Source organism: Sphingobium sp. (genome assembly GCF_033795625.1).
GTDB lineage: Bacteria > Pseudomonadota > Alphaproteobacteria > Sphingomonadales > Sphingomonadaceae > Sphingobium.
The window spans coordinates 136113-153106 of the sequence record NZ_JARYGI010000002.1 but is presented as its reverse complement, the minus strand read 5'-3'; the positions used below and the strand labels follow the sequence as shown (position 1 = coordinate 153106).

Below are 16994 nucleotides of genomic sequence, written 5' to 3'. Positions count from 1 at the left end.
CCCTCAATCGCCGACGACTTCGCCCCCCTTGATCACGGCATCCGGCTTTTCCAATAGCCTCACGTTCGACAGGGGGTCGCCCGACACAGCAACTATGTCTGCAAAGCGTCCCACCGCGATCGCGCCGACATCCTTCTCCTGACCCAACGCCTGCGCGGCGTTGCGGGTCGCCGCCTGGATCGCCTGCAAGGGTGTCATGCCATATTGGACCATTACCTTGAACTGCCCCGCGACTTGCGCGTGCGGCATCACGCCTGCATCCGACCCGAAGATCATCGGCACGCCTGCAGCATGAGCCTTGCGGAAATTGTCCCGCTGGACCTGCGCCACTTCCCGATCCTTGCGCAGATTGTCTTCCAGCACGCCATTCTTCGCGCCTTCTGCCTGCGTGTAGTCGGTATTGAAGATGTCCATCGAGAACCACACGGGCTGCTTGCGCGCGAGGGCGAGCTTGATGCCTTCGTCATCCAGAAGGCTCACATGTTCGATGGTATCGATCCCCGCCCGGATGGCAGCCTTTATACCGGCCGCGCCATGCGCATGGGCGGCCACTCTCAATCCCCATTGATGCGCCTCTTCGGCGATGGCGCGTAGCTCCTCCTCGGAGAGTTGCTGCTGGCCCGGCTCGGTGTTGCGCGAAAAGACGCCGCCGGTCGCACAGACCTTGATGACTTCCGCACCATATTTACGCTGTTCCCGGACGCGGGTGCGCAGTTCCTGAGGGCCATCTCCAACCGCGTCTCCCCGCGCCTTGAAGCTGGGCGGAAGATAGGTTTCGTCGCAATGGCCCCCGGTCGCGCCAAGCGCATGCGCCGCAGGAACGATGCGGGGGCCGACGGCATGGCCAGAGGCGATCGCCTGCTTGACCGCTACGTCATTATAATTGCTGGAGCCAACGTTGCGCACGGTCGTGAAGCCCGCCTTCAACATCTTGCGAGCATTGTCCGCCGCGACGACCGTCCAGAAATTGTCGGTATATTGAAGGCCATTATAGCCACCGACTTCGGCCAGACTGTCGAGGTGGACGTGCATATCTATCAGGCCCGGCAAGAGAGTCTTGTCACCCATGTCGATGTGCGTGACGTCGCTGCCCCAGCGCACAGTCCGAGCATCCGCGATGCTCGTGATGCGCCCGTCAGTGACGAAGATCGCAGGATAATCCACGGTTTTGCCGCTCAGCACGTCGATCATGTGCGCGGCCGTGATCACGACCGTTTCCGCCTGCGCCGGCGCGGACAGGATGCCGGTGGCCACCATAGTGGCAAAGGCGGATCTCAACATGCTGCAACTTCCTTGTTTAACAAGTGTGATACAGCACGACAGGCAGAGTACCGCAACCCTTGGGCAAGCGCGACACTGCGGAACGTCTAGATGTGCAGCGCCCGTCCATATGCGCCCAGCACGCTTTCGTGCATGGTCTCGGAAATGGTCGGATGCGGGAACACCGTCTCCATCAACTCCGCCTCGGTCGTTTCCAGCGTCTTGCCGATCACATAGCCCTGGATCATCTCGGTGACTTCCGCGCCCACCATGTGCGCGCCCAGCAGTTCGCCGGTCGCCTCGTCGAACACCGTCTTCACGAAGCCATCGGTTTCGCCCAGGGCAATTGCCTTGCCGTTGCCGATGAAGGGGAACTTGCCGACCTTCACCTTGTACCCGGCCTCCTTGGCTTTGGCTTCGGTCAGGCCGACGGACGCAACCTGCGGATGGCAGTAGGTACAGCCGGGAATGTTCGCCTTGTCCATTACATGCGGATGGCCGCCCGAAAGATGCTCTACAGCGATGACGGCTTCGTGGCTCGCCTTATGCGCCAACCATGGCGCGCCGGTGACGTCGCCGATCGCGTAGATGCCCGGCACGTTGGTACGGCAAAATTCATCCGCCTGGATGTGAGAGCGCTGGTCCTTTTCGATCCCGACAGCTTCCAGGCCAATATCCTCGACATTGGGGACGATGCCCACCGCGACGATCACATGGCTGAACTCTTCCGTAGTGACCTTCCCGTCCTTGTCCTTGATCTCGGCGCTTAATCCCTTGCCGGTGTCCGTAATCTTCTGGACGCCGGTGGACATGCGGATGTCCATGCCCTGCTTGGCGAGTGACTTGTTCATGAAGTCGCTGATATCCGCATCTTCGACCGGCAGGATGCGGTCGAGCATTTCCACGACCGTCACCTTTGCGCCCATGTCGTTGTAGAAGCTGGCAAATTCGATACCGATGGCGCCCGATCCGATGACTAGCAGCTTGGTGGGCATTTCGGGCGGCACCATTGCATGACGATAGGTCCAGATGCGCTTTCCATCGGCCTTCGCAAAGGGCAGCTCGCGTGCGCGGGCACCCGTGGCGATGATGATGTTCTTGGCGGCAAGGTCGGTCGTCTTTCCGTCCTTCGTTACCGACAGGGTATCCTTACCCGTCAGCTTTCCATCGCCGAAATACACGGTAACCTTGTTCTTTTTCATCAAGCCGGTGACGCCTTGATTGAGCTGCTTGGCGACGCCGCGCGAACGGGCGACGACCTTCTCCAGATCGAAGGCGGGCTTTTCCACTGACAGGCCGTATTTGTCGGCCTGCTGCATATAGTGATAGATTTCCGATGTCCGCAGAAGCGCCTTGGTCGGGATGCAGCCCCAGTTGAGGCAGATACCGCCCAGGCTCTCCCGCTCCACGATGGCGGTCTTGAGGCCAAGCTGGCTGGCGCGGATCGCAGCCACGTAGCCGCCGGGGCCGGAACCCAGGACGATAAGGTCGAATTGGTCAGCCATAGATATTCTCCATCACGCACGGCTTGCCCTTCAAGGCAGAGCGGCGCTGAAATAATTGCCGTTCAGGCGAGCATCGACAGCGGGTTTTCCACCAGCGCCTTGAACGCCTTCATCAGCTTTGCCCCATCGGCGCCATCGATGGCGCGATGGTCGAAGCTGCCTGTCGCGCTCATCACCGTGGCGACGCCCAGCGCATCATCGACAATGTAGGGCCGCTTCTCGCCAGCGCCGATCGCCATGATCATGGCTTGCGGAGGATTGATGACTGCCTCGAACTGCTTGATGCCGAACATGCCCATATTGGACAGGCTGGCCGTGCCGCCCTGATATTCCTCCGGCTTCAGCTTGCCGTCCTTTGCCCGGGCCGCAAGGTCCTTCATTTCTGCGGAGATCGCCGCTACACCCTTGGTCCCGGCATCGGTGATGATCGGCGTGATGAGGCCCGAGGGGATCGAAACCGCCACCGATATGTCGGTGCGCTGAAACTTTAGCAGCGTGTCGCCCGCGAACTGGACGTTGCATTCCGGGACCTGAAGCAGGCTGACCGCCAGCGCCTTGATCAGCAAGTCGTTGACCGAGAGCTTGATGCCTCGCCCGCTCAGGCTCGCGTTCAGTTGCTCGCGCAGCTTCAGCAGATTGTCGAGCCGGATATCCACCGTGAGGTAGATATGCGGCACCGTCTGCTTCGATTCGGTCAAACGGCGCGCAATTGTCTTGCGCATGCCCGACAACTTCACGGCTTCGTGCGGTATGCCGAAATCCTGGCCGCCGCTTGGAGCTTGAGCCGCAGGCTGAGCTACCGGAGCGGCGGAAGGGGCGGCCGCAGCCGGCGCACTTTGAGCGGCGGGCTTGGCGCTTTCCAGGTCCGCCTTCACGATCCGGCCATTAGGACCACTGCCCTGCACGGATGTCAGGTCGAGGCCACTGGCCTGCGCCAGCCTGCGTGCAAGCGGGCTCGCCTTCACGCGCTCCCCATCAGACGGCGCCGCCTTGGCAGGAACGGCATCTGCCTTCGGTGCTGGCGTAACTTCCGCTTTAGGCGCGGGGGTCGGATCGGCTTTAGGTGCTTCGGCCTGTGGAGCCTCCGCCTTGGCGGCGGGCGCGGCCGCTTCCTCGCCTTCCACGGTCAATGTCGCGATGACTGTTCCCACCTTTACGCCATCTGTTCCTTCGGCGACCAGGATGCTGGCAATCACGCCTTCGTCGACGGCTTCGAATTCCATCGTAGCTTTGTCGGTCTCGATTTCCGCAAGGAGGTCGCCGGATTTCACCGTATCGCCTTCCTTCACCAGCCATTTCGCCAGCGAGCCTTCTTCCATAGTGGGAGACAATGCCGGCATCTGGATGTTGATTGCCATGAGGGTACAGCCCTTCTCGATCTTGATTCCGTGGGGAGGAAGCCCGTTACTTGACGCTTTGGCCGCTGCGGTCAAGGGGCCGGGTCGCTCGATCCGGCAAAGCCTTGCGCCGGGATCGTTTATGCCCCAGATTCGGCGCGGATAACAGGGACACGGCTTACCATGCGCACATATCTGGTCGTCGTCGACGAGACTCCCGAGGCCGAAGTGGCGTTGCGCTTCGCCGCCCGCCGTGCAGCGAAGACCGGTGGCGCCGTGCAAATCCTCGCGCTGGTCCCGCCTACCGAGTTCGTGCAGTGGGGCGGCGTCCAGGCGACGATCGAGGAAGAAGCCCGCCAGCGCGCCGAAGCTCTGGTGATGGGCGCGGCAGGCACGCTCATGCAGGAATCGGGCATTCGGCCATCCATCACGGTGAAGCAGGGCGACCCGGTCACGATCGTGCGTGAAACCCTCTATGCGAATGAGGAGGTCGACGCCCTCGTCCTCGGCGCCTCGGCAAGCGGAACGCCTGGGCCTCTCGTCACGTATTTCGCGGGCACGCACGCAGGCAGTCTCCCCTGCCCCATCATGGTCATACCCGGATCATTGGACCTGGAAGCGATCGACCGACTGAGCTGAGCTACTTCCGGTTCTTCCCTCTGGGATTGTTGCTGTGCCGGATGTTTGACGGCCGCCCGCGTCTCTGCAGACCACCCGAGGGCCGCCCCGGCCCGCGGTTGGGCCCACGGAATGGCAGGTGGCTCGCACCCTCAGGCAGCTCGAACCGCAGGGCTCCATTGATCGGGTCCGCTTCGACCAGCCGCAACGGCAGGCGCTGGCCCTGTGTGTAACGGTCGCCGCTGGACATGCCGACCAGCGAACGGCTCGCTTCGTCGAGCAGGAAGCGCTCCGCGCCCAGCGTCGAGACCGGCACCAAGCCGTCGCCGCCAAGTCCCTCGACCGTCGCGAAGAAGCCGAAACTCTGCACGCCCGTAATCCGCGCCTCCAGAACTTCGCCCACGCGCAGGGCCAGGAAAGCGGCGACATAACGGTCCACGGTTTCCCGTTCCGCTTCCATTGCGCGGCGCTCATGCTGGCTTATAAGTTCGCCGACCCGGCTCATGTGGCTCAGGTCCTCGCCCGACAGCGAGGTCTTTTCCGGCAAGTCCTTGTTCTTCGGCGCTGGCAGCTCCAATCCATAGGCACCGACCAGCGCACGATGCACCAGCAAGTCCGCGTAGCGGCGAATCGGTGAGGTGAAATGCGCGTAACTGCCCAGCGCCAGCCCGAAATGCCCGGCATTCTCCGGTCCGTAATATGCCTGAGTCTGGGTGCGCAGAATCTGCTCCATGATCTGCGGCTTGGCGTCGTCCTCGCCAATCTTCGCGATCAGGCGGTTGAACGTCGCAGGACGGATCACCTGCCCCAGCGCAAATTCCACGTCGAAAGCCTTCAGATAGTCTTTCAGCGCCACCAGCTTCTCGCGACTCGGCGGCTCATGGACGCGATACATGACTGGTGCCTTCTTGGCCTCCAGCGCTTTTGCCGCCGCGACGTTGGCCGCGATCATGAAGTCTTCGATCAGACGATGGGCGTCCAGCCGCTCACGTATCGCGACGCTGACGATCTTTCCCGCCTCGTCCAGAACCACGCGTCTCTCGGGCAGATCGAGATCCAGCGGCTCACGCTTGTCGCGGGCTTTCGCCAACAGCGCCCAGCACGCCCAAAGTGGCTTCAGCGCCGTCTCCAGCAACGCGTTCTCCGCCTCGCCATCTATGGCTGCCTGCGCCTGCTCATAGGGAATGTTGGCCGCCACCCGAATGACCGCGCGGGTGAAGCGCCATGATGTCACTTTGCCATGCTTGTCGATGGTGAGGTGGCAGGCCATGGCGGCCCGATCTTCCTCGGCCCGGAGCGAGCACATATCGGATGAAAGCTGGTGCGGAAGCATGGGCACGACCCGGTCCGGAAAGTAAACGCTGTTGCCTCGCTTGCGTGCTTCCCGGTCGAGGTTGCTCCCCGGCCGGACATAATAGGAGACGTCGGCAATGGCGACGATGGCGCGGAAGCCACCCTCGTTGGTGCCGTCCTCATCCGGGGCTGCCCACACCGCATCGTCGAAGTCGCGCGCGTCTACGGGGTCGATGGCGACGATCGGCAGGTGCCGCAGGTCTTCCCGCTTGGCTTCGTGCAGCGGCAGGTCCGCCACCGCCAGTGCCTCGTCCTCGGCCCGGTCGGGGAAGGTGAAAGGAATGCCGAACTTGTGAATGGCGATCAGGCTGAAGCTCTTTGCCGCGAAGGGATCGCCCAGAATGTCGGTGACGCGCGCCGTCATCTTTGGGGCTCGGCCGCCAGCCTCCGCCAGCACCAGATCGCCGGGCTTCGCATTGCCCAGCTCGACGATTCGCGTGACATTGCGGTTGCGCTTGTCCACCGGACGCAACAGCAGCGCACCGCCGTCCTGCTGCTCGACAATGCCCAGCAGCAGTTCCTCGCCCTTTGCGAGCTTCTTCATCGGATGCGCGACCCAGCCCGCCCCCGCTTCCTCCGTCCGCGCCAAAATCCGGTCACCGACGGTGAGCGCGCTGCGCTTGCCGCGCTCCATGATGCGCAGACGCGGCGGCGGCACGCCTTCGGCCTCCCAGCGCTCGGGAACCGCCAGCAGCGTGCTCCCATCCACATCCACGATCCGCAGCACAGTGACCTTCGGAACGCCACCCATCTTGTGGAAAGCCCGCGCCGGGCCGATGTCGATCAGCCCCTCGTCCGCCATGTCCTTCAGCAGCGACTTGAGCGCGATCTTCTCCTGCCCTTTTAAGCCGAAGGCGCGCGCGATCTCCCGCTTCCCCGCGGGCGTGTCGGACTCGGCAATGAAATCCAGGATCTGCTTGCGCGTCGGAAAGCCGGCGGGCTTGACGCGGGACGCTTTGGTGCGAGGCGGCTTGGGCGGTTCACTCATGCTACTGGACATAGGGGCTGGGGCAGGCACTGACCAGCCCGCGCCAGACTAATCCCAGCTAATAAGAGCGGCCGACCAGTACGCGCTCCACCGCCTCGTCGCCGGTAAAGATGCACGCGCCATCCGCAGCCGCCGCATCCAGCGGGACGTTGCGCAGCGTCAACTTCTCGCCCTTGAGCCACTGCACGACTTTTTCAAGTCCGGCGCCGGTGGGCTTGCTCCACTGCACCTCCGCCCAGCCTGACTTATCGTTCGCAGCGAAATAGGATTTCAGGGCATCGATGTCTGTGATGCTCCGCTCGATATTGCTGTGCAGCCGCTCCGTCGCCTGCGTATGCAACGCGCTCTGGATCTCCACGAGCATATCCGTAGCCGTGGCGACAAAATCGTCCTTGGCGACCACGGCGCTGTCCAGCTTGCCATCATCCTTGTAGAGCCGGTCGCGGCGCAAGACCGACACATTGCCGCCCGCAACATCGCGTCCGCCCACTTCGACGATGATCGGCGCACCCTTCTTCACCCAGCCCCAGCGCTTGTTCGCAGCCTTGGCCGGACGCCGGTCCAGCAGCACCCGCACGGGTTCGCGAAACGCGTCGAGCTTCTGCAGCGTGACCAGCAATGCCATGCAATAGTCAACGATCGCATCGTCTTCCGGTACATCGCGCAGCATTGGAACGATGACGATCTGATGCGGCGCGATGCGCGGCGGCACGCGCAGGCCATCATCGTCGCCATGCACCATGATGACGCCGCCGATCATGCGCGTCGACACGCCCCAGCTTGTCGTCTGCGCGAGTTCCTGCTGCCCTTCGCTATTCTGGAACCGGATGTTCTGCGCGAAAGAGAACGTGGTGCCCAGGAAATGCGAAGTGCCTGCCTGAAGCGCCTTGCCGTCCTGCATCATCGCCTCGATCGAGTACGTCGCGACAGCGCCGGGAAAGCGCTCATTCTCCGGCTTCTCGCCAGCGACCACGGGCAGCGCCAGACAATCCTCGGCAAAGCTGCGATACACTTCGAGCATCTTCAGCGTCTCTTCGCGTGCTTCCGCTTCGCTGGCGTGGGCGGTGTGCCCCTCCTGCCAGAGAAACTCGCTGGTGCGCAGGAACATCCGCGTCCGCATTTCCCAGCGCACGACATTCGCCCATTGGTTGATCAACACGGGCAGGTCGCGCCAGCTCTGCACCCAGCGCGAGAAGGCTGCCCCGATCACTGTTTCCGACGTTGGCCGCACGACCAGCGGCTCCTCCAGCTTCGCCTCCGGATCGGGCACCAGCCGCCCATCCTTCTGGATCAGCCGGTGATGCGTGACGACTGCCATTTCCTTGGCGAAACCGTCGACGTGCTCCGCTTCCTTCTCGAAATAGGACAGGGGGATGAACAGCGGGAAATAGCAGTTCTCATGCCCCGTACGCTTGATCTCCGCGTCGAGCAGCGCCTGTATTCGCTCCCAGATGCCATAGCCCCACGGCCGAATGACCATGCAGCCGCGCACGCCGGATTCCTCTGCCAGGTCCGCTTCGCTGATGACAGCCTGATACCAGGCGGCAAAGTCCTGATCGCGAGTAACGGAGAGAGCGTGTTTCACTGATATGCGCCTGACTCTGGAAGATGTTGCGCGGCAATAGAGCAAGCCCGCTGCGAAAGTCGAGTGCTGCGGCCCGCAAATAGAAAAGGGCCGCGCAAATGGCGGCCCTGAATGTCGCGGCGTACGAAGAAGCCGTTAAGGCGCCAGCTTCTCGATCTTGGCGTTCAGTGAAGCAAGTTGCGCCTTCAACTGCGCGATCTCGTCGTCTTTTTCCTCATTGGCTGCTGGCGCGGCCGCAGCCTTGGCCGGTGCCTCGAATCCCGCAATGCCCGGCAAGCCCTGCGCCTTGAAGGCCGTGGTTGCGGCCTCGAACATTTCCATGTTGCGCTTGGCGATCTCCGCCAGCGGCCCGCCTGCAAAGGCGCCCTGCATGGCTTCCTGAAACTGGAGCTGATTCTTGCGAAATGCATCCATCGACGCCTCCAGATACTGCGGAACCATCGACTGCATGGAATCCCCGTACATGGAGATGAGCTGGCGCAGGAAGTTCACCGGCAGCATGTTCTTGCCACGCTGTTCCTCGTCCATGATGATCTGGGTCAGGACATTGTGCGTGATGTCCTCGTTCGTCTTTGCGTCAAGCACGACGAACTCTCGTCCCTCCCGCGTCATCTGCGAAAGCAGGTCGAGAGTGATGTAGCTGGAGGTTTCGGTGTTGTAGAGACGCCGATTGGCATATTTCTTGATGATGACCGTTTCCGACTCACCCGCCACTTTCGATTTCGCCATGAACAGCCCTCCGACGCTAACTGATGCTGCAATAGCACCAAACGTTGCCGCACCGCAACATGGGCCGAGGCCGCTGCCTCTATTTCTGGACATTCTCATGAGGCAGACTGAGAATGATCCCGTGCTGCGAACGCGAGCATTGGCAGGTTTGAAACGGTATCAGAATGCCACGCGCCCGACACGACCCCCCGCCCCCGTTGTTCACGCTACTGCGCAAACAGCCAAGCTTTTACATTTCCAATCCGGGAGCGGAGATAACAACACGCCGATTGTGCTCATTCCATCGCTGATCAACCCACCTGATGTACTTGATCTTTCTGAGAAAACCTCCCTGATGCGATGGCTGGCGGCGCGCGGACACAATGCTTTTCTCGTCGATTGGGGGCATCCTGCGGCCGACGCGCAAAATCTGGGCCTGGCCGATCATGTTGCGCAGCAACTTCTTCCGCTGCTGCAATCGCTGGACAATGGGCAGCCCCCGATACTCGTCGGCTATTGCCTCGGCGGTACGCTGGCTGCGGGAGCGGCCGCTTGCATGTCTCTCTCTGCGCTCGTCACGATAGCGGCCCCCTGGAACTTCAGCGGCTTCCCCGAAGCGTCGCGGAGGGACATTGTCCGTTTATGGGCGGGGGCAAAGCCGCTCTGCCAGAGGCTGGGCTATGTTCCCATGGAGGTTCTGCAGTCGGGGTTCTGGTCGCTCGACCCGGCGCGCACAATCGCCAAATATGCCGAGTTCGGAGAGATGGAGGAAGGCAGCGAGGCCGAGGCCGCCTTCATCACTCTGGAAGATTGGGCCAACGCTGGCCCCCCTCTCACCTATGCGGCAGGTCAGGAGTTGTTCGAGAAGCTGTATGAACAGGATGCAACGGCTTCGGGCTTTTGGGCCATTGGAGACACTATTGTCCGGCCACAAGACTTTGACGTGCCGACGCTGGCAATATGCTCTTCTACCGACCGGATCGTTCCAGCGGGATCCGCCCCGCCCCTTGCTGAGAAGTGGCTGCTCGATATGGGCCATGTGGGCATGATCGTAGGCCGTAGGGCTCCGCAGAGCCTGTGGGTGCCGCTGTCCGAGTGGCTGTTCAAGCATGAACGCCGGTGCTAGAGGCGCACTACGATTTTCCTGACGATGAGGAATATATTTCTATGACTGATGTTGTCATCACCGCAGCCAAGCGCACTGCCGTTGGCAGCTTCCTGGGCGCGTTCGCCACGACTCCGGCGCATGAACTTGGCCGCGTCGTCATCGAAGCGGCGCTTGAGCAGGCTGGCGTTGCCCCTGGAGAAGTGGATGAAGTGATCCTTGGTCAGGTGCTTGCGGCTGGTCAGGGCCAGAACCCGGCTCGCCAAGCCGCAGTGAATGCTGGCATTCCGGTCGAGCGTACCGCGATGGGCATCAATCAGCTGTGCGGATCCGGGCTGCGCGCCGTGGCGCTCGCCGCTCAAGCCATCAAGACCGGCGACGCACGCATCATGGTTGCGGGCGGACAGGAGAGCATGTCGATGGCCCCGCACACGCAGATGCTGCGTGGCGGCACGAAGATGGGGAATGTGGCCTTCATCGACACCATGATCCATGATGGCCTGACGGACGCTTTCAACGACTATCACATGGGTGTCACTGCCGAGAACGTAGCCGAGAAATATCAGGTCACGCGCGACGATCAGGACCGTTTCGCCACCGCCAGCCAGAACAAGGCGGAGGCAGCGCGCGCTGCTGGACGCTTCGCGGACGAGATCGCGCCTGTCACGATCAAGGGCCGCAAGGGCGATACTGTGGTCGATCAGGACGAATATATCCGTGCAGGCGCAACGTTCGAGGCGATGCAGTCGCTCCGCCCTGCCTTCAAGAAGGACGGGTCGGTGACGGCTGGCAACGCAAGCGGCATCAATGACGGCGCAGCGGCGCTCGTGCTGATGTCCGCTGACGAGGCGGAGAAGCGTGGATCGAAGGTGCTCGGGCGCATCGCCTCCTGGGCAACCTGCGGCGTCGATCCGTCGGTCATGGGTATCGGTCCTGTGCCGGCAAGCCGCCTCGCCCTTGAAAAAGCGGGCTGGAAGCTGTCGGACGTCGACTTGATCGAAGCGAACGAAGCCTTTGCCGCGCAGGCTCTCTCAGTCGGCAAGGAACTCGGATGGGATGCCGAGAAGGTCAACGTCAACGGTGGCGCCATTGCCATTGGCCATCCGATCGGCGCTTCGGGCGCACGCGTGCTGACGACGCTGCTTTACGAGATGGAGCGCCGCGACGCCAAGAAAGGCCTCGCAACTCTGTGCATTGGCGGCGGCATGGGCATCGCCATGTGCATCGAACGCTAAGCGCCTAGGCCCCATATGCTCGGGAGGCCGCGCCGGAAGGTGCGGCCTTCTTCGTTTATACCCAACGCCTTTCAAACCGCTGACCTAGGCCAGTAAGCAGTTCATACTGCGACAATCCCGAAGCCGCGGCCGCAGTGGGCAGATCATAATCGATATCGAGCCAGTCGCCTTCGCCCACGTCCGGTGCATCAGTCGCATCTACGATTAGCAGATCCATGGACACCCGGCCGATGACAGGCAATGCGGCTGCACCCGCGAGCACCCTGCCCGTTCCCGAAAAGCCACGAAGATATCCGTCCGCATATCCAATGTTGAGAACGACGACAGGCGTATCGCGTTGTGCCGTGTAGGTCGCGTTATACCCGACCTGATCGCCCGCCCGAACGACACGCTGCTGCAGCACTTGTGCCTGCGGCGTCACGACCTGCCGCAGCTTGCCAGTGGCTTCGTTACGAGGCACCCCCCCGTACAAAGCCACGCCCGGCCGCGTCAGATCGAAATGATAGTCCGCGCCAAGGCAAATGCCCGCGCTGTTCGCAAGGCTGTACCGGCTTGCCGGAATCTGCTGGGTCAGTGCGGCGAACCGCTGCCGCTGCAGCGCAGAGAGCGGGTTATCGTCATCCGCGCATGCCAGATGGCTCATCAGCACTTCAATCTTCAGGCCATTTACCAGTCCGGCAACGTCACTCTGCCAATCGAGCCCTAGTCTGTTCATGCCCGTATCGATCATGACGTCGCAAGCGCCGCCCCCCGCCTGCCGCCATCGCGCGATCTGCTCGGGCGTGGAAAGCACGGGCCTCGCCGCACCTCCGATTGCGACCGCCATGTCTTCGGTTCGGACGCCGTGCAGCACTGACAAGGACAGGCCGGATGCGATCGGCATCAACGTCTGTGCCTCCGCCCATGTCGCGACGAAGAAGTCGCGGCATCCCGCGGCGGCCAGATGCGTCATGACCCGCCGCGCACCCAGCCCATAACCATTTGCCTTAATGGCCGCCCCGCACGCCGCCTTGCCGCTCATTCTCGCGAGCGACTGCCAGTTGTGCTGCAACGCTGCGCGATCGAGTGACAGGCGGAGGGGCGAAGAAATATCAGGATGGGTCGGCATATCCAGCCGATAGCCCGCTCACCCTTTCGCGTCGAGCCTTGCTCCACGCGTTTCAGGCAACCCCCAAAGCGCCACCACGAGCGACATCGCCACCACGGCCATGGTGTACCAGAGCCCCGAATAAGGATCGCCGGTGCGCGCCACGATATACTGGCTGACCAGCGGCAGGAACCCTCCGAAATAACCCGTGCCGATGTGATAGGGGATCGACATCGAACTATAGCGTATCCGCGCCGGAAAAAGCTCCGACAGAAGCGCCGCCACGGGTCCATATGTGGCGCCCGACAACGCCCCCAGAACCAGTATACCGAGCAAGATCGTCAGCGAATCCGCGAAGGACGGCCTCACCTTGCCAAGATCATAGCCTGCCGCTGCCAGCGTGCGGTCCAATGCCTCGGGGCTGGTGTCCGTTTGTACGACCCCTGCGACCGACACCTTCGTCACGTCCGCAGGGGCCTTTTGATAATGGACACCCTTCTTGGAGAAATAGTCCAGCATCCTTGCGCAATCGCTTGCCTGCACCTTCGCAAAGGGGTCGAAGCCGCAATCCGGCCCGCTCACGACGACTGGCGCGCGGCGCGCTGCCTCGGCAAGCCCCGGATTAGCAGCGCCGCCGATCAGGTGGAACACAGGAAAGAGCAGCAGCAAAGTCGCCGCATAGCCGATCACTATCGGCTTTTTCCGACCAATCTTGTCGGACAGATGCCCAAAATACAGGAACCAGAACAATCCGCTCGCCGCGCCGATACCCACCAATATCTGCGCCGTTACCGGTTCGACCCGCAGCGCATTCTGAAGGAAATACAGGACCTGGAACATCGCCGTGTACCAGATGACGGTAAGTCCTGCCGCCACCCCAAACAGTGCCACCACCAGCCGCTTCTTGTTGCCCGGATAGGTAAAGGTCTCTTTCAGCGGGTTTTTCGCACATTCCCCCGCCTGCTTCATCGCCTGAAAGACCGGGCTTTCCTTCAGCTTCAGCCGGATCCACAGCGATATAGCCAGCAACAGCAGCGAAAATACGAAGGGGACGCGCCACCCCCAAGCGTCCCACGCCTCCGCACCGACTAGCCACTGCGTACCGAGCACTACGACAATCGACAGGATGAAGCCCCCCACGACACTCGCCTGGATAAAACTGGTGTAGAAGCCGCGCCGTTCGACCGGCGCATGCTCTGCGACATAGATAGCTGCGCCGCCATATTCGCCGCCCAGAGCAAGCCCCTGCAAGATGCGCAGGATGATGAGGATAACCGGCGCTGCAGCGCCTATCGACGCGGCAGAGGGCGTCAGGCCCACCCCGGCGGTTGCAATGCCCATCACGGTGATCGTCGCGAGGAACGTATACTTCCGCCCCAGCCGATCGCCGAAATAGCCGAACAGCACTGCCCCCAGCGGCCTGAAACCGAAGCCTACCGCGAACCCGGCGAGGGAATAGAGCAGTTCGACCGCCGGATTGTCTGTCGGAAAGAAGGTGCGCCCGATGATGGCGGCCAATGTGCCGTATATGAAGAAATCATACCATTCGAACACCGTGCCAAGCGACGACGCAGCGATAACCAACCGGTCCCGCTTCACATCCATCACATAATCACCCGAACCCGGCACTGCACTTGCCATTCCAACCCCCGCTTTCCTTCGTAGCGTCTTGGCTGCTTTCGGGGAGCCCCGCAACCCGCCAAGTGTAGCGGCTAGAACAGTCTCGAGCCATTTGGTACCGGCTTGTCGGGCGCAAACAGCGTTACCGCCCCCGCGGCGTCGGCAAAACCCAGGGTCAGAACCTCCGACATGAACTTGCCGATCTGCCGCGGCGGGAAGTTCACCACGGCTGCGACCTGCCGCCCAGCCAGCGCATCGAGCGCGTAGTTCTCGGTAATCTGCGCGCTGCTCTTTTTAGTGCCGACGCCTGCCCCAAAATCGATCAGCAGCTTGTAGGCAGGCTTGCGCGCGCCGGGAAGGGGTTCGGCGCTGAGGATGGTGCCGATCCGGATATCGACCGCCAGAAAAGCATCGAAACTGATCTCGGGCGCCACGGGCGCATCGTGATCATGATTGAGGTGCATTGCCGTCCCCCTTTCCCTTCACATCAGCCAAGGTCGGCCTGCCGCCTCTCTGGATCTATAACGAAGAAAGCGGAAATTCTGCCTATGGAAGAATGTCGGAACTACTCCATTTCCAGGATGATGGCATCTACCGCCAGACTGTCACCAGCCTTTGCGGATAAAGACTTCACCGTTCCGCTCTTTTGTGCGCGCAGGATGTTCTCCATCTTCATTGCCTCGATCACAGCCAGCGGTTGCCCCGCCTCGACCTTATCGCCCGCGGCCACGTTAAGCGAAACGAGCAGACCCGGCATCGGGCAAATCAGATAACGCGACAGATCAGGCGGGATCTTCTCGATCATGTGCTGCGCCAATGGCGCGACATGGGAAGGCAGCACGCGTACGACATGCGACGCGCCGTGCGCAGTCAGCTTGAAGCCGCCACGCACAGGCGCAATCCGCACCGCCAGCGGCTCGCCGTCGAACTCTGCCTCGACGATCCGGTCCCCTGGCGTATATTCCAGGCTCATCTCCAGCGGCTCGCCATCCACGGTTACTTCGTCGAGCGCGATCGTCACATCATGTAGGACGCCGGAATCCCCCGCGCCGACCTTCACTTGCCAGCCCGTTGGCGGCCTGAGCTTCAGCCCCAGTTGCCCATCGATCCGCCGCGCGCGGTCCGCCTGCGCCATTCCGGCAAAGGCTCCGATAGCTGCCAGCTTGCGCAGCAACTTGGGCGAAGCGGGCGCACCGTGGAAGCCGTCCGGATATTCCTCGGCGATGAACCCCGTCGTGATGTTGCCTGACCGGAAGCGCTCATGCTGCATGATGGCCGAGAGGAAATCGATATTGTGCCCCGGCCCTTCGATCTCGAAACCATCCAACGCCTCGATCTGCTTGTCGATCGCCTCAAGCCGCGTCGGCGCATAGGTGATCAGCTTGGCGATCATCGGATCGTAGAACATGCTGACTTCGCCGCCCTCGGTGACGCCATCGTCCACCCGCACACCTTCCACCAGTTCCGGCGGATTGTATCGCACCAGACGCCCCGTCGAGGGCAGGAACCCGCGATAGGGATCCTCGGCATAGACGCGGTTCTCGACCGACCAGCCGTTGATTTTCACGTCGTCCTGCGTGAAGGCCAGCTTCTCGCCATTGGCAACGCGGATCATCTGCTCGACCAGATCGAGGCCGGTGATCTGCTCCGTCACCGGATGCTCGACCTGCAGGCGCGTGTTCATTTCAAGGAAGTAGAAGCCTTCGCCGGTCGTGTCTGCGCCACTGACGATCAATTCCACGGTACCGGCGCTGTAATAGCCCACAGCCCGCGCCAGTGCGACGGCCTGCTCGCCCATGGCCTTGCGCATCTTCGGCGTGACGAACGGTGAAGGCGCTTCCTCGACCACCTTCTGATGGCGGCGCTGGATCGAACATTCGCGTTCGTTCAAATAGACGATGTTGCCATGCTGGTCTCCCAGCACCTGGATTTCGATATGGCGCGGGCTCTCGATGAACTTCTCGATGAACACGCGATCGTCGCCAAAGCTCGCCAGCCCTTCGCGCTTGGTCGCCTCGAAGCCTTCGCGCACGTCCTGCTCGCTATAGGCCAGCCGCATGCCCTTGCCGCCGCCGCCCGCCGACGCCTTCATCATCACCGGATAGCCGATGTCGTTGGCGATCCGCACTGCATGGTCGGTGTCGTCGATCTCTCCGACGAAGCCCGGAACGACGTTAACGCCTGCTTCAAGCGCCAGCTTCTTGGATTCGATCTTGTCGCCCATCGCGGCGATTGCGCCGGGGGGCGGGCCTATAAAGGCGATGCCGGCGTCCTTCAACGCCTCCGCAAAGCTCGTCCGCTCCGACAGGAAGCCATAGCCTGGATGCACCGCGTCCGCGCCAGTATCCTTGCATGCCTGAATGATCTTCTCGGCGATCAGGTAAGACTGCGCGGCAGGCGAAGGCCCGATATGCACGGCTTCATCGGCCATCAGCACATGCGGCGCGCGCGAATCAGCGTCAGAATAAACCGCGACCGTAGCGATGCCCATCTTGCGCGCGGTGCGGATCACCCGACAGGCGATTTCGCCGCGGTTCGCGATGAGGATTTTGGTGATTGTCATTTGTGTCCTTGCCTCAATCCAATTTCCATT

13 protein-coding genes are annotated in these 16994 nt (G+C 62.0%); 3 read left to right on the top strand and 10 right to left on the bottom strand.

Features of this window, described 5'->3' with window-relative positions; translation table 11 throughout:
* Nucleotides 1–3: 3 nt before the first annotated feature.
* The 3 genes from QHC67_RS01835 to QHC67_RS01825 form a co-directional block, all read right to left on the bottom strand.
* Nucleotides 4–1281 carry a metal-dependent hydrolase family protein gene (locus QHC67_RS01835; RefSeq protein WP_319290320.1) on the bottom strand — a complete coding sequence of 426 codons (1278 nt, stop codon included), beginning with the start codon at nt 1279–1281 and terminating at the stop codon, nt 4–6.
* Nucleotides 1282–1367: 86 nt separating this feature from the next.
* The gene (gene lpdA / locus QHC67_RS01830; RefSeq protein ID WP_319290318.1) at nt 1368–2765 is read right to left on the bottom strand and encodes a dihydrolipoyl dehydrogenase; all 1398 of its coding nucleotides are present in this window, start codon (nt 2763–2765) and stop codon (nt 1368–1370) included.
* 62 nt (nt 2766–2827) lie between these two features.
* The gene (locus QHC67_RS01825) at nt 2828–4123 is read right to left on the bottom strand and encodes a pyruvate dehydrogenase complex dihydrolipoamide acetyltransferase (protein ID WP_319290316.1); all 1296 of its coding nucleotides are present in this window, start codon (nt 4121–4123) and stop codon (nt 2828–2830) included.
* A 162-nt stretch (nt 4124–4285) separates the two neighbouring features.
* Here QHC67_RS01825 and QHC67_RS01820 point away from each other — a divergent pair, with 162 nt between their 5' ends.
* Nucleotides 4286–4741 carry a universal stress protein gene (locus tag QHC67_RS01820; protein ID WP_319290314.1) on the top strand — a complete coding sequence of 152 codons (456 nt, stop codon included), beginning with the start codon at nt 4286–4288 and terminating at the stop codon, nt 4739–4741.
* 1 nt (nt 4742) lies between these two features.
* Here QHC67_RS01820 and rnr read toward each other — a convergent pair whose 3' ends face one another.
* The 3 genes from rnr to phaR form a co-directional block, all read right to left on the bottom strand.
* Entirely contained in the window at nt 4743–7061 is a 2319-nt protein-coding gene (rnr, locus tag QHC67_RS01815) for a ribonuclease R (RefSeq protein WP_319290312.1), read from the bottom strand.
* Between the two features lie 58 nt (nt 7062–7119).
* On the bottom strand, nt 7120–8646 hold the full coding sequence (gene proS, locus QHC67_RS01810) for a proline--tRNA ligase (protein ID WP_319290310.1): 1527 nt from the start codon (nt 8644–8646) through the stop codon (nt 7120–7122).
* Nucleotides 8647–8781: 135 nt separating this feature from the next.
* Nucleotides 8782–9375, bottom strand: a complete 594-nt coding sequence (phaR, locus tag QHC67_RS01805; RefSeq protein WP_319290308.1) for a polyhydroxyalkanoate synthesis repressor PhaR — start codon at nt 9373–9375, stop codon at nt 8782–8784.
* A gap of 334 nt (nt 9376–9709) precedes the next feature.
* Between phaR and QHC67_RS01800 the strand changes: the two genes are divergently transcribed.
* Together QHC67_RS01800 and QHC67_RS01795 are read left to right on the top strand one after the other, a co-directional pair.
* Nucleotides 9710–10480 carry an alpha/beta fold hydrolase gene (locus QHC67_RS01800; RefSeq protein ID WP_319290306.1) on the top strand — a complete coding sequence of 257 codons (771 nt, stop codon included), beginning with the start codon at nt 9710–9712 and terminating at the stop codon, nt 10478–10480.
* Nucleotides 10481–10521: 41 nt separating this feature from the next.
* Complete coding sequence (locus QHC67_RS01795) at nt 10522–11694, top strand: acetyl-CoA C-acetyltransferase (protein WP_319290304.1); 1173 nt, start codon at nt 10522–10524, stop codon at nt 11692–11694.
* Between the two features lie 55 nt (nt 11695–11749).
* Here the strand turns inward: QHC67_RS01795 and alr are convergent, their stop codons facing one another.
* From alr to QHC67_RS01775, 4 genes are all read right to left on the bottom strand, one after another.
* Complete coding sequence (gene alr, locus QHC67_RS01790) at nt 11750–12802, bottom strand: alanine racemase (protein WP_319290301.1); 1053 nt, start codon at nt 12800–12802, stop codon at nt 11750–11752.
* An 18-nt stretch (nt 12803–12820) separates the two neighbouring features.
* Entirely contained in the window at nt 12821–14422 is a 1602-nt protein-coding gene (locus tag QHC67_RS01785; RefSeq protein ID WP_319290299.1) for an MFS transporter, read from the bottom strand.
* 71 nt (nt 14423–14493) lie between these two features.
* Nucleotides 14494–14865 (bottom strand): tRNA-binding protein, encoded by a 372-nt coding sequence (locus QHC67_RS01780; protein ID WP_319290297.1) that lies wholly within the window; start codon nt 14863–14865, stop codon nt 14494–14496.
* 101 nt (nt 14866–14966) lie between these two features.
* Entirely contained in the window at nt 14967–16964 is a 1998-nt protein-coding gene (locus tag QHC67_RS01775) for an acetyl/propionyl/methylcrotonyl-CoA carboxylase subunit alpha (protein ID WP_319290296.1), read from the bottom strand.
* Nucleotides 16965–16994 lie beyond the last annotated feature (30 nt).

Bases quoted from the DNA above. Each gene is read 5' to 3' on its own strand.
- QHC67_RS01835 (WP_319290320.1), bottom strand. From the start codon at position 1,281: ATGTTGAGATCCGCCTTTGCCACTATGGTGGCCACCGGCATCCTGTCC.
- lpdA (WP_319290318.1), bottom strand. From the start codon at position 2,765: ATGGCTGACCAATTCGACCTTATCGTCCTGGGTTCCGGCCCCGGCGGC.
- QHC67_RS01820 (WP_319290314.1), top strand. From the start codon at position 4,286: ATGCGCACATATCTGGTCGTCGTCGACGAGACTCCCGAGGCCGAAGTG.
- rnr (WP_319290312.1), bottom strand. From the start codon at position 7,061: ATGAGTGAACCGCCCAAGCCGCCTCGCACCAAAGCGTCCCGCGTCAAG.
- QHC67_RS01795 (WP_319290304.1), top strand. From the start codon at position 10,522: ATGACTGATGTTGTCATCACCGCAGCCAAGCGCACTGCCGTTGGCAGC.
- QHC67_RS01785 (WP_319290299.1), bottom strand. From the start codon at position 14,422: ATGGCAAGTGCAGTGCCGGGTTCGGGTGATTATGTGATGGATGTGAAG.
- QHC67_RS01775 (WP_319290296.1), bottom strand. From the start codon at position 16,964: ATGACAATCACCAAAATCCTCATCGCGAACCGCGGCGAAATCGCCTGT.
- phaR (WP_319290308.1), bottom strand. From the start codon at position 9,375: ATGGCGAAATCGAAAGTGGCGGGTGAGTCGGAAACGGTCATCATCAAG.
- QHC67_RS01780 (WP_319290297.1), bottom strand. From the start codon at position 14,865: ATGCACCTCAATCATGATCACGATGCGCCCGTGGCGCCCGAGATCAGT.
- QHC67_RS01825 (WP_319290316.1), bottom strand. From the start codon at position 4,123: ATGGCAATCAACATCCAGATGCCGGCATTGTCTCCCACTATGGAAGAA.
- QHC67_RS01800 (WP_319290306.1), top strand. From the start codon at position 9,710: ATGCGATGGCTGGCGGCGCGCGGACACAATGCTTTTCTCGTCGATTGG.
- alr (WP_319290301.1), bottom strand. From the start codon at position 12,802: ATGCCGACCCATCCTGATATTTCTTCGCCCCTCCGCCTGTCACTCGAT.